11 protein-coding genes and 1 tRNA gene are annotated in these 14,056 nt (G+C 63.2%); 8 read left to right on the top strand and 4 right to left on the bottom strand.

Translation table 11 applies throughout. The features are described from left to right. Window positions 1-25 precede the first annotated feature (25 nt). From HCO70_RS04140 to HCO70_RS04125, 4 genes are all read left to right on the top strand, one after another. Window positions 26-1,108 (top strand): pyridoxal phosphate-dependent aminotransferase family protein, encoded by a 1,083-nt coding sequence (locus tag HCO70_RS04140; protein ID WP_253913110.1) that lies wholly within the window; start codon window positions 26-28, stop codon window positions 1,106-1,108. A 15-nt stretch (window positions 1,109-1,123) separates the two neighbouring features. After that, window positions 1,124-1,927 carry a M55 family metallopeptidase gene (locus tag HCO70_RS04135; RefSeq protein ID WP_172293344.1) on the top strand — a complete coding sequence of 268 codons (804 nt, stop codon included), beginning with the start codon at window positions 1,124-1,126 and terminating at the stop codon, window positions 1,925-1,927. Window positions 1,928-2,013: 86 nt separating this feature from the next. After that, window positions 2,014-2,598 carry a hypothetical protein gene (locus tag HCO70_RS04130; RefSeq protein WP_172293342.1) on the top strand — a complete coding sequence of 195 codons (585 nt, stop codon included), beginning with the start codon at window positions 2,014-2,016 and terminating at the stop codon, window positions 2,596-2,598. 150 nt (window positions 2,599-2,748) lie between these two features. Further along, a tRNA-Ser gene (locus HCO70_RS04125) sits at window positions 2,749-2,838 on the top strand. Between the two features lie 291 nt (window positions 2,839-3,129). Here the strand turns inward: HCO70_RS04125 and HCO70_RS04120 are convergent. From HCO70_RS04120 to HCO70_RS04105, 4 genes are all read right to left on the bottom strand, one after another. Further along, window positions 3,130-3,822 carry an OST-HTH/LOTUS domain-containing protein gene (locus tag HCO70_RS04120; RefSeq protein ID WP_253913109.1) on the bottom strand — a complete coding sequence of 231 codons (693 nt, stop codon included), beginning with the start codon at window positions 3,820-3,822 and terminating at the stop codon, window positions 3,130-3,132. An 844-nt stretch (window positions 3,823-4,666) separates the two neighbouring features. After that, a complete protein-coding gene (locus tag HCO70_RS04115; RefSeq protein WP_172293340.1) occupies window positions 4,667-5,971 on the bottom strand; it encodes an O-antigen ligase domain-containing protein in 1,305 nt (434 codons plus the stop codon). Then, window positions 5,968-7,443, bottom strand: coding sequence for a hypothetical protein (locus HCO70_RS04110; RefSeq protein ID WP_172293338.1), 1,476 nt, complete (start codon window positions 7,441-7,443; stop codon window positions 5,968-5,970). The genes HCO70_RS04115 and HCO70_RS04110 overlap by 4 nt, the downstream gene beginning before the upstream one ends. A 109-nt stretch (window positions 7,444-7,552) precedes the next feature. Then, window positions 7,553-8,164 (bottom strand): response regulator transcription factor, encoded by a 612-nt coding sequence (locus HCO70_RS04105; RefSeq protein ID WP_172293336.1) that lies wholly within the window; start codon window positions 8,162-8,164, stop codon window positions 7,553-7,555. Window positions 8,165-8,514: 350 nt separating this feature from the next. Between HCO70_RS04105 and HCO70_RS04100 the strand changes: the two genes are divergently transcribed. From HCO70_RS04100 to HCO70_RS04085, 4 genes are all read left to right on the top strand, one after another. Then, window positions 8,515-9,921, top strand: coding sequence for a WecB/TagA/CpsF family glycosyltransferase (locus HCO70_RS04100; protein ID WP_253913108.1), 1,407 nt, complete (start codon window positions 8,515-8,517; stop codon window positions 9,919-9,921). A gap of 21 nt (window positions 9,922-9,942) precedes the next feature. Beyond that, on the top strand, window positions 9,943-10,833 hold the full coding sequence (locus tag HCO70_RS04095; protein ID WP_172293334.1) for a UTP--glucose-1-phosphate uridylyltransferase: 891 nt from the start codon (window positions 9,943-9,945) through the stop codon (window positions 10,831-10,833). A gap of 112 nt (window positions 10,834-10,945) precedes the next feature. Then, complete coding sequence (locus HCO70_RS04090; protein WP_253913107.1) at window positions 10,946-11,455, top strand: molybdopterin-dependent oxidoreductase; 510 nt, start codon at window positions 10,946-10,948, stop codon at window positions 11,453-11,455. 35 nt (window positions 11,456-11,490) lie between these two features. Beyond that, the gene (locus HCO70_RS04085; RefSeq protein WP_172293332.1) at window positions 11,491-14,049 is read left to right on the top strand and encodes an ATP-binding protein; all 2,559 of its coding nucleotides are present in this window, start codon (window positions 11,491-11,493) and stop codon (window positions 14,047-14,049) included. Window positions 14,050-14,056: the final 7 nt, after the last annotated feature.

Here is a 14,056-nt window from a genome sequence, read left to right as displayed (position 1 = left end):
CGCCGCAGTAGGCGCGCCGATGGCCATGGACGGGCCTATCGGCCCGCGCATGCGCATCGACGGGCGCGAGGTCGATTACTTCTGCGGCACAAGCTATTACGCGATGCACGGACGGCCCGAGGTGATCGAGGCGGCCTGCGAGGCGACGCGGCGTTTCGGCATGGGGCCGGGAACGCTGGCGGCGATGGAAGTGTATCAGGAGCTGCAGGAGGCGCTGTGCGCCTGGTTCGGCGCCGAATACGTCACCTACCTGATCTCCGGCTATGCCAGCCCGATGGCGTTGATGCAGGGGATCTGCGAGCCGGGCGACCTGATCCTGATGGATGCCGCGACGCATTACAGCATCCGCGACGCGGTGCCGTCGCTGGACCTGCGCGTCGTGACCTTTGCTCATCGGGATACGTCCGCGCTGGAAGACGTGCTGAAAGCGGAGCTTCGATCCGGCGAACGGCCGGTCGTTGTGACCGACGGGGTGTTTCCTTCCGGAGGCGCCCTGGCCCCGCTCGCTGACTATCGCGCCATTCTAGACAGATACGAGGATGGCCGGCTGGTGGTCGACGACAGTCACGGTGTCGGAGTGCTGGGCACCCATGGGCGCGGCTTGCTGGAGCATTTCGCTGCGGAGGGACCGCGCAGCCACGTGGCCGGAACACTCAGCAAGGCATTCGGTGGCCTGGGCGGGATCATTCCGGGCGACGAGGCGCTGAGAGACCGGATCAAGGAACGCGCCCGGATCATGCGGGGCGCCTCGCCTCCCCCGCCCGCGGCTGCCGCCGCCGGGCTGACGGCGCTGCGGCTGCTGACGGCCGATCATTCGATCCGGCGGCGTCTCGGCGCCAATGTCGCGCAGATGCGGTCCGGCCTGAGAGCGCTTGGTTTCGACGTCGCCGAAACTCCGGTGCCTATCGTGACATTGACCGATGCCGGCCGCGATCTTGCGGCGATTGCCGAAGGGCTGGCCGTGCGGGATATCCTGGTGAAACTCGTGGCCCCGGGCGGCTATTCCGATGCGCCGGCAGACAGGCCGTCCCTGCGGATCGCGGTGTTCTCGGAACACACACCCGAACAGATCGACCGGCTGATCGCCACTGTCGCGGAACTGGCGTGAGAAAAGGAACCAAGCATGAAGATCTTCATCAGCGCCGATATCGAGGGAACGGCCGGCATCACCGACTGGAACGAGGCGTTCAAGGACAAGCCGGAATACGCCGAATTCCGTGAATACATGACCGATGAGCTGGTTGCGGCCTGCGAAGGCGCCAAGGCAGCCGGGGCCGAGGAGATCCTGGTCAAGGATGCCCATTCCACGGCCCGCAACCTGATCCTGTCGCGCCTGCCCTCTTATGTCAGCATTGTCCGCGGCTGGAGCGGCCATCCCGACCTGATGATGTTCGGCATCGACGACAGCTTCGATGCAGCACTTTACACCGGCTATCACAACAAGGCCGGCTCCGACACGAACCCGCTGGCGCATACGCTGACCGGTCGCGTGTCCCGCCTGCTGATCAACGGCGAAGTCGCGTCGGAATTCACGCTGAACGCACTCTGCGCCGCCCGCTACGGCGTGCCGTCGGTGTTCCTGTCCGGCGACATGGGCATGTGTGCCGAGGCGGAAGCCTTTGTGCCCGGCATCGCCACCGTGGCGACCAGCGAAGGGTTCGGCCCGGCGACGAAGTCGCTGAGCCCCGCCGCAGCGGTCGAGGAGATCCGCGACGGCGTCGAAGCCGCGCTGACCGGTGGCGTCGCCGGTGGACTGCCCCAGCAGACGCAGGAATGGGAGCTGCGCGTCGAGTTCACCAATCCGGTCGAAGCCTACAAGGGCAGCTGGTATCCCGGAATGGAACATCCGGAACCACGAGTGCTGGAGTTCCGGGCGACGGATTTTTTCGAGATCCAGCGCGCGATCCGTTTCGTTGTGCTGTCGTAAAACGTTGACCGCCGGGCATTGACCGCATAGCGCAATCACCGCGGCTCTGGTATCAGAGCTGTTCTGTGACCTTGGAGGCTTGCTGAATGTCGCCATCGGAAAAAACGGCTACCGACCGGCTGGACATCGACGCAAACCGCAAGGCCATCAAGTACAGCAAGCAGGAGCAGCTGACACGGATACTCTGGTGGCTGTTTTGGCCGCTGTTCCGGTTCACGCCGCGCCCGTTCTTCTGGTCGTGGCGGGTGTTCCTGCTGCGCATGTTCGGAGCCAGTGTCGGCAAGAACGTCCGCATTAACCCGGGCGCGGATATCTTCATGCCGTCGAACCTGACCCTTGGCGACCACGTCACCGTGGGATACGCCGCCAGGCTCTATTCGATCGGCCGGATAACCGTGGGGGCGCGGGCAACCATATCGCAATACGCGCATATCTGCGCCGGCAGCCACGACATATCCAGCCCGACCTTTGACCTGACACGCCCGCCAGTCACCATTGGTGAAGACGCATGGATCGCAGCAGACGCGTTCGTGGGTCCCGGCCGGACCATCGGTCGGGGCGCAGTGGTGGGCGCGCGGGCCGTCGTGCTTTCGGACGTCGAAGATTACGCCATCGTCAGCGGCAATCCGGCTGAACCGCGCGGGTACCGCGTGCTGAGCGACAAACCGTAGGCCGAAGGACTGGTGTGGCTTCAGGGATCGGGTCTCGCGGCCGCATTGACCACGCAGGTCCGTCTCGGTCGTGTGGTCGACCCGCCGCTCCCACCTGCCCGTTCAATATTGTCCTTGTTTCTCTGGCACCGGACATTTAGGAGGGTCGGCGGAGACGTGGCCGAGTGGTCGAAGGCGCTCCCCTGCTAAGGGAGTAAACGGGAAACCGTTTCGAGGGTTCGAATCCCTTCGTCTCCGCCACGACATAAGGCATTGATATTGAGCGATTTTATACCTCACGTATTGTGGCGTGTTTTCCGCGACTTGTGCGGGGCGTTGGCCTCAAGAGACTCGAATTCACAGGCGAAATAGCCGCCCAATACGGCCCGAGTCTCTGTTTGGCGTTTGGCGCGATACGGTTGTCGGCGGCCGCTTCCGGCGCTGGACTTGACTTTCGGTTGAATGAAAGCTGATGGCCACCTAATTCCCAGGCAGCCCGCCGACCCAGCCAGCCTCGTATGGCATAAGATGCAGCCTGCCTGCAGACGGGCCTCAACTTGGGTTCGCAGGGCGTTTTTTATCCCGATACCGGGCAACGCGAAGTGCACCGACTTCAAAGTACCGTAGTTCGAAGAAGCGCGATTCATGCACGACCTGCCGCCAACTGCTGCATCCATATTTCTCGGGCCGTTGTTCTGGATACCGCTCCGCAATCCACCTGCCAGCCTCCGCGACGGTCGTCCAACCCTTGACGGCCAACACTCCAGAAGCTTCCTGCAGCGCGCGCACAATGCCTGCGCCAGGCCAGAACACTGTGCCATCCGGGTGAATGCCATTCACCACGAGGTCGTGGAATGCATCTGATTGGACGACCCCCGCGAGCGCCCGACGAGCGTCATGCATGCCTTTGGCCCATGCCCGGAGTTCTTCGAAATGCCGGTCAATCCGGGTGTAGGCTTTGATCAAGGCATCGCGGCCGCCACGGCATCCGTCCAGGGTTCTGATGTCGTGCTGGTCAATGAAATGATGGACCAGGTTGTTCCGCAGAAGCACCAAATCCCTCAGGTCATTCTCAGTCCGGGCGAAATCCGCGTCCGATAGTTGCAGCCGGCTGCCGATTGAGATGTGGCCATCAGAGGTATCGGTTGAGGTCGGTATCGGAGTGTCGACCTCATTGGGAACAACATACGATCCCAGGAGTTCGCCGACTATGGTTCCGAGCGTCTTGCCGGCGGTGGCGGTCATGCGCGCGGCCCTCACTTCCTCCAAGGCATGAGCCGGCCCCGAGATTTCGCAGTCCCCCATAATAGCTTTGATCAGACGTTCGTATTGCTGTAACCGCAGCAAACACCGACCCAGTAATCGCTGGACCTCATGCTGAAGCGCCTGCATTGTTTCGTCAGAATTTGCCGTCATGCTTCAACCGAACTCTAATTCACTTACGTCAACCATATATTGACCCGAGACACTGTACAGGCTGGTGTCTTGTCGTCGTGCCGGGAGGGAACGACTGAGGCGGCACTCGGCGACAGTTTGAACGGGCGCTGCCACGGCGCCGGTTAACAGATGACGTTTGGCAAAAGGAACGACGTGAAGGGACCATTGCGCTCATCGGACAAGCGAGCCCTAAAGATCTGAAAAGTTGTTCAAAATCAAACGTCTACCCAATTCCTACGCTGAGTTTGTGCCGTGTTTTCCGGAGGTTGGAAAAAAGGAACATATCTCTGGTTCGATTTCTTTCGTCTCCGCCACTGCCTTGCCTAAGTTGTTGTGTATTAAAATAAAGTACTGCATACGCACACCTACTACCACCCAACCCACCAAAAACCACAAGATTGCTGTTCTGTGCAAGAAGCGGCCAATGATGACTATTTCGATAGTGTGAAGTGGACTGTGTCGAGCTTCATCAATGTATCTCCAGGCACAAACCGATACCCGCAAGACTGGAAGGATCTCGGGGTAGACCGTAACTAAAGAAGCCCTGAATTTCGCCCATGCCCAGCTTCTCCTGTGGTGCGGCAAAGTCGCCGAGCGCGGCTGGGCAGAGCCCGGGGCGATGCACTTGGAGCCAATTATTCAGCAAGCGGACCTAGCCGGCGTTTTGCGGAATGTCATACCGTAAATCGTCCGCCCGCTCCGATGCGTGTATCCCGAGGACAATCAGGCCCGGCCAGAGCATGTACGCCTCGATCTCGATGTTTTCTCCGAACGAGAGCAGAACCATGGTCATCGCGATGCCGAGCGGCAGGTAACCGCGACGGGATCTTGCGGCATCCGCGGCGGCGAGAAGGATCTGCCATGTCATCGGAACCAGCATCGCGAGAAATCCGACCAGCCCCTTGACGAAAAGCAGGCCCCACCAGGTGTGATGGCTGCCGATGGGCATGTATTCGACGAGATGCGCGCCGGGCTGAACGGTGCCGTGGCCGAACCAGTAGGCCTCGTTCTGCCAGCGTTCGCCGGCGATGCGCTGCAGCGTTTCGCGGACACGGGTGCTGTCGGCACGGGCGCCCTTGAAGGCCGCGACCGCATCCTTGACGGCCTGGGCGAGGGCCGTTCCGAAGACCGCGAGCGAGGCGGTCGCGGCGGCGAGCGCGGTCCATGCCCATCCGCGCAGGACAAGCGGCAGCAGGCGCGGACCAACCGTGCATGCGACAAGACCGACAAGGCCCATGCGCGACTTGGAGAACAGGATCATCGCGGCGCCCGCCGCCAACCCGATGGTACGCCAGCGAATGTTGCGTTCTTCGAGGGCGAAGCAGACCTGCACGACCCCCAGGAGGGCCGCGAACGGCGACCAGGGCGCGTAGAATTGCCAGCGTGGGGTCCAGCTGGCGGGATCCCAGGTGAAGAAGTAGACGGAGAAATATTCCGGGCCGGGGCCGCCAACAGCTTTCAGGGGCGATGTGAATATGCGTTCCGGCATGCCGGCATAGGGCGCGGCGAGGAGAACCGGCAGTAGCAGCAGGGTCCAGAGACCGATGATGCACTGTCCGCGGATCAGGATCTCCCGCCGGATCGGCAGCACCGCGCCTATGAAGGGGAAGAGTGCCAGGAGCGCCCAGCCCTTGGCCCAGCCTATCGTGGACTTGATCGTCTGCTTCAGGCCGAGCCCCCAGTCGAGATGCCCGACCCACAATGCGACGAGCATAACCGCCATTCCCGCGATCCAGGCAAGGACCACCGGCGGTACCTTACCCCGCGCACGCAGGTCCGGGCGGATCGCGGGGCCGAGGTAGAGCGACAGCGCGGCCAGCCCACCCAGAACCCAGGCAAGGACCGGCCCGACGACGTAGAGCGCGCCGAGAAAGTAGAGCGGCCAGGTCCAGCAGAGGGTTTTCAGGATCAATGCCTCCGCCGGATTGGCCGGTGTTGTATCGGCCGATCCGCTCATTCCGCGGCCATCAGAACGGTCGCATCGGCGCCCGGCGCCAACAGGCGGTCGATCAGCGGGCGGCGGATCCAGCCTAGGAAGAGGCCGACGAGCAGAAAGAAGGTCGCGGCGATCCCGGCGGCGACGGCCAGTTTGCGCTTCGGCGAGGTCGGCTCGGTCGGCAGGCTGGGATCTTCGAGGACCTGAACCAGCGGGTAGGACGCATAGAGATCGGTCTTGGTGGTCTGGGTTCGCGCCATGGCGGAGGCGAAGACGGCTTCGGCCACGGCGAAGTCGCGTTGCAGGTCTTCGAGGCGGGCGGCCGGCTCGATCAGTTCGACGCGCCGTGTCTCGGCGGCGTCCAGCCGGGCGGTCAGGGCCCTGTGCTCGGCCGCCAGCCCGGCACGCTGCGCCTCGAAGGTGACCAGATCGCTAAGCAGGGCGGCGCGGCTGCCGACATGGGAGAGGTCGAGTGCGGCAAGGTCGTCGGATGTCAGGCCGGTCAGGGTCATGGCACGGCGCAATGCCTCGATCCTCGCGGCCTCGTGCCCATCGCGGGCCGACAGCACCTCGGGGTGGTTTTCGCCGTAGCGGCTGCGTGCCTGGGACAGTTCCGCCGCGCGTTCGGACATTTCCTTGACGAGCGCCGCGAATTCTATGTCGGCGTGGAGCCGCAGTGCGGCGGCGGCCAGCCGCGGGTTCAGGCCGAGCGATGTCTCCAGCGCCCTGACCGCGCTGGTCTTTTCCTCGAGCTGCACCCCCATGTCGCGGACTCGCTGCGCCAGCGTGTCCGTTTCGGCGACTAGGGACTCATACTGGACGGTAGAAATAAGTCCGTTCTCTCTCTGGAGGCGCGAGATCTCTTCGCGGGTGGCGAGGACGGAGTTGCGGTACTCTGCTATTGCCGTTCCGGCGCTGGTTTCGCGCATCTGCGCCTCGTCGGTGCGCAACGCCTCGATCTCTGCGAAAAACGACGCCAGAAGCGCCTCGCCGCGGGCCTGCGCGTCTTCCGGCGCGCCGCCGGCTATGGACACGTGGATAAGGCTGGTCTGGTCCACCAGTTCCACGCGCGGCTGGCCGAAATCGCGGGAGCGCATCGACAGCGACGAAGCGGCGGCGGCCACGATCCGTTCCGCTGCGAGCAAGCGCTTGTAGGTCTCTGTCGGACTGACGGAGGATGAGGCGAAGGGCGAGTTGGCGTAGGAAGATGCCTGCCCGATGCTGTCGAGGTTGACCGAGGCGGAGGCGCCCGAGCCGGGCAGGATCAGCGAAAAACCCGACGTATAGCGCAAGGGCGCGGTCGTGAGATAACCGTAGATCGGCGCCCAGATGCATGCGGCCCCAATGGCGAATATCCCGGCATAGCGCGGCAAGCGCCCGCCATCGGAAAGACGACCGCCGCGCAGCAGCCGCGCGATGGACAGCTGACGGAATGGCAGCCGGACAAGCGGCGGGACGCGGAGTATGCGGCGGCGGGTCTGGTCGGGTTTCATGGGCAAGTCTCCTTGCCCGCGTTCTACATTCCTCGCCCTTCCGGATCGCCTGCGCGGCTGGATTGTCCGGGGGAGAAATCGGAGTGCCGGGCCTATCCGTACGGATAGGTCAGAACAGGCCTTCGTCCTTTGCGATCATCGCGGCCTGCGTCCGGTTGGACGCGCCGATCTTGCGGTAGAGGGTCTTGACGTGCAGCTTCACCGTCGGCTCGCGGATGTCGAGATCGCGTGCGATCTCCTTGTTCGACTTGCCCTCGGTCAGCCCCTTGAGAACCTCCTGTTCGCGCTGGGACAGTTTCTCGGCCAGCGGGTGGGCCGGCTCGTTCTCTGCCGCGCGCATGAAATCGAGCGGCGCGTATTGCTCGCCCATGGCCATGAAGCGGATCGCGTTCACCAGCGACTTCGCCGACAGCGTCTTGGGAAGGAAGCCGGCCGCGCCGGCCTCGAGCGCAGTTTCGGCGACCTCGCGATTGGCGGTTCCCGAAATGATCGCGACCCTGTGGTCGCCTGGGATTTCCCGGATCCGCTGCAGGCCGTTGAGGCCGTTCATGCCCGGCATGGTGTAATCGAGTAAGACAAGATCGTAGGGCGCATCGGAAACCTTCTGCGCGGCTTCTTCCAGATCCATCGCGGTATCGGTCTCGATGCCGTCCTCGGACTCGAAGAACATGACAAGCGTGTCGCGAAGCAGATCGTGGTCGTCGGCAATGAGTATCCGCATTCTCGCTCCTTACTCGTTCCTACCGGGATCTGCCGGTCACACAGCAACCGCCGGCAGAATTACTTGTCCTTTGTACACTTTAGGCCCGTCGGCACATGTTTCCATTCTTCATCTGATAACTCCTACACCATCGGTGGGCGGTATCTGAACAGGAATCCTGGTTACTCCGGCTATCCCTTCGGATAGTGGGCATCAGTTCCATCGGATGTGACTTTGCTCGATTGGGCAGAGGATTCTCCTGAAAGTTCAAAGGGTAATCCTACCGGGTCTGGAGACTGTCCCGCTGCTTCGTTGCCGGAATCGGGGGCGTCGCGGCATCTCGACGGCAGACAAACCGAAGGACTGCCCCCATGACTTTTGCACATCACGGAATGGCCGGTTTCCGCAATGACAGCAGCGTCTCGCCCGTTGCTGCACCGGCGCGCGGCATCGAAACGATCCCGCTTTTCGGACTGGACGTCATCTCTGCCGACGCTCAGACCGTGATCACCGAATTGCTCACGCCCGGCAGGCGCAGCCGCGTTGCCTTTCTCAACGCCCATTGCGCCAATGTTGCCCGCCGCAACCCGGACTATCATGACGCGCTGGCGACGGCGGACATGGTTCTGCCGGACGGTATCGGCGTCGAGCTGGCCGCGCGGATGCAGGGGCGTCGTTTCCTTGCCAACCTGAACGGCACCGATTTCACGCCTGCCCTGCTGTGGCAGGCCGCGGCGCGCGGTCTGACCGTGTTCCTGCTGGGCGGCCAGGATGGCGTCGCAGAGGTTGCGGCTGACAAGCTGTGCCTGCAGATCCCCGGACTGAGGATCGTCGGAACGCGTGACGGCTATCGGGGGATGGAGGACGAGACCGCCGCGATCGCCGCGATCAACGCCGCCCGGCCCGACATCCTGCTGGTCGCCCTGGGCGTGCCGCAGCAGGACCTTTGGCTGGCCCGCAACGCCCGCCGCATCGACGCCCGCATTACCATGGGCGTCGGCGCCCTGTTCGACTTTCTCGCCGAGCGCGTGAAGCGTGCGCCTGGCGCGGTGCGAAAGGCGAAATGCGAATGGATCTGGCGGCTGGCGATGGAACCGCGTCGGCTGGCGGGGCGCTACCTGATCGGAAACGCGACCTTCCTCGCCCATGCGGCGGTCGCCGCGATGGCGAAGGCGGATCGCATGTTGGCCACGCGCCGCCTCATCGACATCGCATTGGCTGGCGGCGCGCTTGCGGTCCTTTCGCCGCTGGTGGTCTTGCTCGCCCTGGCGATCAAGATCGACAGCCGCGGTCCGGTGCTGTTCCGGCAGGCGCGGATCGGCAAGGATGGCACGCCCTTCACCATGTTCAAGTTCCGCTCCATGCATGTCGATGCCGAAGCGCGGCGTGCGGCCCTGCTGGCGCGGTCCGACCGCGAAGGCGTGTGCTTCAAGTCGCGCAACGACCCGCGGGTAACGCGGGTCGGAAGGCTGCTGCGGCGCTTTTCCATCGACGAGTTGCCGCAGATCCTGAACGTGCTGCGCGGAGAAATGTCGGTGGTCGGGCCGCGCCCGGCGCTGCCGGAAGAGGTCGATGCCTATCCGGAACGCGCACTCGGCCGCCTGTCGGTCAAGCCGGGGCTTACCGGCGTGTGGCAGGTCTCCGGCCGCGCCGAAATCGGGTTCGACAAGATGGTCGACATGGACCTTGCCTATGCCCGTTCACGCACGATCCTGCTGGATCTCATCCTAATCGCCATGACCTTCCGCGCCGTGCTTGGCGGCCGCGGCGCCTATTGAAAGCCTGAAAGGAACACAGACATGACCCACGTCAAGATTGCCGTCTTTCCCGTTGCCGGCCTCGGCACCCGGTTTCTGCCTGCGACCAAATCGGTCCCGAAAGAGATGCTGCCGCTCGTCGACAGGCCGTTGATCGAATACGCGGTCGAAGAAGCCCGCGAAGCGGGGATCGAGGAGTTCCTTTTCATCACCTCGGCCGGGAAGACCGCGCTGGAAGACCACTTCGATGCCTCGCCGGAACTGGAAAGGCGCCTGTCGAATGCCGGCAAGGCCGACCAGCTTGCCGCGATCCGTCGCAGTGCCTTGCCGGCGGGCAGCCACAGCTTCATCCGCCAGGACAGCCCGCGCGGGCTTGGCCATGCGGTCGGGCTGGCGCGGCGGATCGTCGGTAACCGGCCATTCGCCGTGCTGCTGCCGGATGACGTCATCCGCGCACCGCAGGGATGCCTGGCACAGATGGTCGACGCACATGCCCGGACAGGTGGCCACCTGGTGGCCGCGATGGAAGTCGCTACGGCGGATGTCTCTTCCTACGGGATACTGGACGTCGCATCGGAAACCGGCCGTGTCGCCCATGCGCGCGGGCTGGTGGAAAAGCCAAGCCCTGAGGACGCGCCCTCACGTCTCGCGGTTGTCGGCCGCTACATTCTCGACCCGGTCGTGTTCGACCGCGTTGCGACGCAGCGCCTGGGCGCCGGGGGAGAGATCCAACTGACCGATGCGATCACGGCCGATGCCGGAAACCTGCCGGTATCGGGTTTCCGGTTCGAAGGCCAACGGTACGATTGCGGGTCCGTCGCGGGATTTCTGAAGGCGAATATCGCCTTCGCGCTGGATCGGCCCGGCCTGCAGCCGGAGCTGTCGGACGCGCTCGACATGATCGGCTCGCTCCGAATGCGCCATGCGGCCTGAGGGCCAAATCCATGCCCACCTATCCGATCGGATAGGTGGGTACCTCCGATGCCCCGATGCGCCAACAAGGCGGATGTGGCATTACCGGTTCAAACAACCCTGAGGAGGAGCCATGCATTCGTTTCTCACCCGCGCCGCACTGGCCATGCTGCCGATGTTACCAATGGCGGCTGTTGCCGATGAACTGGCCGCGCCCGAAGGCCATGTGATCCTGACGATCACAGGAGCCATCGCCGAAACCAATGACGGCGACGCCGCAGTCTTCGATCTTTCTATGCTCGAAGCCTTGGAAGCCGTGACATTCGAGACGTCGACGATCTGGACGGAAGGGATCCAGAGCTTCACCGGCGTGCCGCTGGCCACCCTGATGGAGGCAGTTGGTGCCGAAGGCGATGTTCTGAACGCCACTGCAATCAACGACTATTCCGTCGAGATTCCGCGAGAGGACTGGGTCGAGGACGGCCCGATTGTTGCCTATCTGAACAACGGCGAAACGATGTCGGTTCGCGACAAGGGACCGCTGTGGGTGGTTTACCCGTACGATTCAAGCTCCGACTACCAGACCGAGTTGATCTATTCTCGCAGCATCTGGCAACTGGACCGTATCGTCGTCGGGGAATAACCCGGTCGACGCGGCAAAGACGTTCGGAGACCGCAGTGGCAGGCACCGACAGGACCGAGACCAGCACCCAGCCGTGGCTCCGCACCGGGGTCACGGCCTTTGCACTGGCCGCCTGCATCGGGCTGATCACCTTCATGGCCTGGGTGCTGCTGCGCGAAATCGAGGAGGTTTCGACCGCCAACTCCGATAACCTGCAATGGAGCCTGGCACAGGCGGATGTGGAGTTTCTGCGCTTCGAGCTGGCTTTGCAGCGTGCGCAGGATGACCCTGCCCTGCTGGACCAGGTACGCCGACGGTTCGACGTCTTCTACAGCCGGATGGATACGATCGAGAAGGGCGTCGTATTCCGCTCGCTGCGCAGGGACAGCACCTATGACGAACCGCGGAGCCGGGTTCGCGCATTTCTCGACGATACTGTTCCGCTGATTGACGGCGATGATGCCGCACTCCTATCGGCGCTGCCGGATATCGTCAGGAGCGCCGAAGACGTCTCTGATGAAGTAAGAAGATTCTCTCTCGCCGGGCTAGGGGCCTTTGCGGAGGTGTCTGACAGCCGGCGCGAGGGGCTGGTCCGAACACTGATCCTGCTGGCAATTGTATTGGCGGTCCTTTTTGCGGGGCTGGTGCTTGTCGCCATGGCAATGTTCCGGTTGTCCAGCCTTTCGGCCAGCCGCGCCGAAGAAGTGCAGCGAACTTCGGCAAGGATGCGGACGATTGTCGAAACCTCGCAGGACGCGATCGTCGTCGCCAACGCCCGGGGCCTGATTCTGGAGTTCAACCCGGCGGCGGAGCAGACGTTTGGGCTTTCCCGGGAACAGACATTGGGTGAGAAGCTGATCGATACGCTGTTGCCGGAGCACATGCGCGAAAAGGCCCAGCAGGATTATTTCCGCTTTCTCCGAGACGGTTCGCGACCGACGGCCGGTGCCCGGCAATTCGAAGTGACTGCCGTAGACAGCTCGGGGCGCGAGTTTCCTGCCGAGGTGTCGGTCGATCAGGCAGAAGATGCCGGCGGGCGTGTCTTTGTCGCTTATATCCGCGACATTTCGCGGCGGCGCGCTGCGGAAGACAACCTGACCGAGGCACGGGACAGGGCGCTGGCGGGAGAACGGTCGAAGGCGGAGTTCCTTGCGGTCATGAGCCACGAGATGCGGACGCCACTGAACGGTCTGCTCGGTTCGATGCAGTTAATGCAGGACGAACCGATGTCAGACCGGCAGCAGGAATTGCTGAACCGCATGCAGTTCTCCGGTCGGCTGCTTCTTTCCCTCGTCAACGATGTCCTGGACCTCGCAAAATACGAGGCGGGCAAGATGGAGGTGGTACGCAAGGCCTACTCCATCCCGCAATTGCTGGACGGGGTAGTCGAGACGACGGCGCCGCTGGCCGCCAAGAACGGCAATACTCTCGAATGGCGTTGGGTAGGCGATCCGTCCGAAGGGGCCGTCGGCGATCCCCGCCGGCTTCGGCAGGTGCTGCTGAACCTTGTCGGGAACGCGGTGAAGTTCACGCGAGCCGGAAGCGTCGAGATCGAAGTCGAACTGATTGGGTCTGCCAGTCCACAGATCGAGTTCAGGGTCATCGACTCCGGTATCGGTATCGCCGAACAGGATCTGGACCGAATATTCCGCGATTTCGAGACACTGGATTCATCCTATGCGCGGCAGGCGGGCGGAACGGGTCTTGGCCTCGGGATCGCGCGCCGCTTTGCCAAGCTGATGGGCGGTGAGACCGGTGTGGAAAGCGTGCGCGGCGAAGGCAGCCTGTTCTGGCTGCGCCTGCCGTTCGAACGTGCCGTTTTCCCGCTGGCGACGCCGAGGGCGCGTGTTGAAAACACAGCGATATCGCAAGTATCGCCGCTCGACGTCCTGCTTGTCGAGGATAACGAGATCAACCGTCTGGTCGCGAGAGAGATCCTGGAGGCCGACGGGCATACCGTTACCGAGGCCGTGAATGGACGCGCCGGCGTGGAATGGGCGGCGGCGAAACAGTTCGACGTTATCCTGATGGATGTCTCGATGCCGGTGATGGACGGGCCGGAAGCCGCCCGGAACATCCGCGCCGGTGACGGGGCTTCAGCAAAAACACCAATCGTTGCCATCACGGCCCACGCATTACCGGAGGAAATCGCCGGTTTTCGCGAGGCGGGCATGTCGCATTGCATCAGCAAACCGCTTGACCGGGAGACTCTTCGTCAGACCCTTGCCGTGGTCGCCGGAGAAACCGAACAGAGCGACATTCCAGCGCCCAAGGATTCCGTCCGCCGATGCGAGTCTGCTTTGCTTTCGACCGAGAACCTTGAGCGTTTCGTCACCAAGGGAAGCACGGCCCTGCTGGACCGGAGCATCGCAGAGATCACGTGGGACATAGATCGCATAGGCGGTGGGCTGCAGAACGACGAGCTCAGGCGCGCAGTGCACAAATGCGCGGGAACCTGCGGCGTTTTCGGTTTCTCGGCCCTGCGTGATGCGTTGGCAGCGATCGAGACCAAGCTCAAGCGCGGAGGCGCCATCGAGTCCCGGGATTTGCGCGAGGTGGCGGATCTTTGGGAAGAGACCCGTACAGCACTGCTGGAATGGAGCAGCGAACGCTGAGCGTCGC

Origin of the sequence: Pseudoruegeria sp. HB172150 (assembly GCF_013184805.1) — a bacterium.
GTDB lineage: Bacteria > Pseudomonadota > Alphaproteobacteria > Rhodobacterales > Rhodobacteraceae > Psychromarinibacter.
Note: the sequence above shows the minus strand (reverse complement) of the source record. Positions and strands in the feature narration are given on the sequence as shown.

Excerpts from the sequence above, each read along its gene's own strand:
- HCO70_RS04100 (WP_253913108.1), top strand. The coding sequence starts at position 8,515 with ATGACTTTTGCACATCACGGAATGGCCGGTTTCCGCAATGACAGCAGC.
- HCO70_RS04110 (WP_172293338.1), bottom strand. The coding sequence starts at position 7,443 with ATGAAACCCGACCAGACCCGCCGCCGCATACTCCGCGTCCCGCCGCTT.
- HCO70_RS04105 (WP_172293336.1), bottom strand. The coding sequence starts at position 8,164 with ATGCGGATACTCATTGCCGACGACCACGATCTGCTTCGCGACACGCTT.
- HCO70_RS04090 (WP_253913107.1), top strand. The coding sequence starts at position 10,946 with ATGCATTCGTTTCTCACCCGCGCCGCACTGGCCATGCTGCCGATGTTA.
- HCO70_RS04120 (WP_253913109.1), bottom strand. The coding sequence starts at position 3,822 with ATGACCGCCACCGCCGGCAAGACGCTCGGAACCATAGTCGGCGAACTC.
- HCO70_RS04130 (WP_172293342.1), top strand. The coding sequence starts at position 2,014 with ATGTCGCCATCGGAAAAAACGGCTACCGACCGGCTGGACATCGACGCA.
- HCO70_RS04135 (WP_172293344.1), top strand. The coding sequence starts at position 1,124 with ATGAAGATCTTCATCAGCGCCGATATCGAGGGAACGGCCGGCATCACC.
- HCO70_RS04140 (WP_253913110.1), top strand. The coding sequence starts at position 26 with ATGGACGGGCCTATCGGCCCGCGCATGCGCATCGACGGGCGCGAGGTC.
- HCO70_RS04095 (WP_172293334.1), top strand. The coding sequence starts at position 9,943 with ATGACCCACGTCAAGATTGCCGTCTTTCCCGTTGCCGGCCTCGGCACC.
- HCO70_RS04115 (WP_172293340.1), bottom strand. The coding sequence starts at position 5,971 with ATGAGCGGATCGGCCGATACAACACCGGCCAATCCGGCGGAGGCATTG.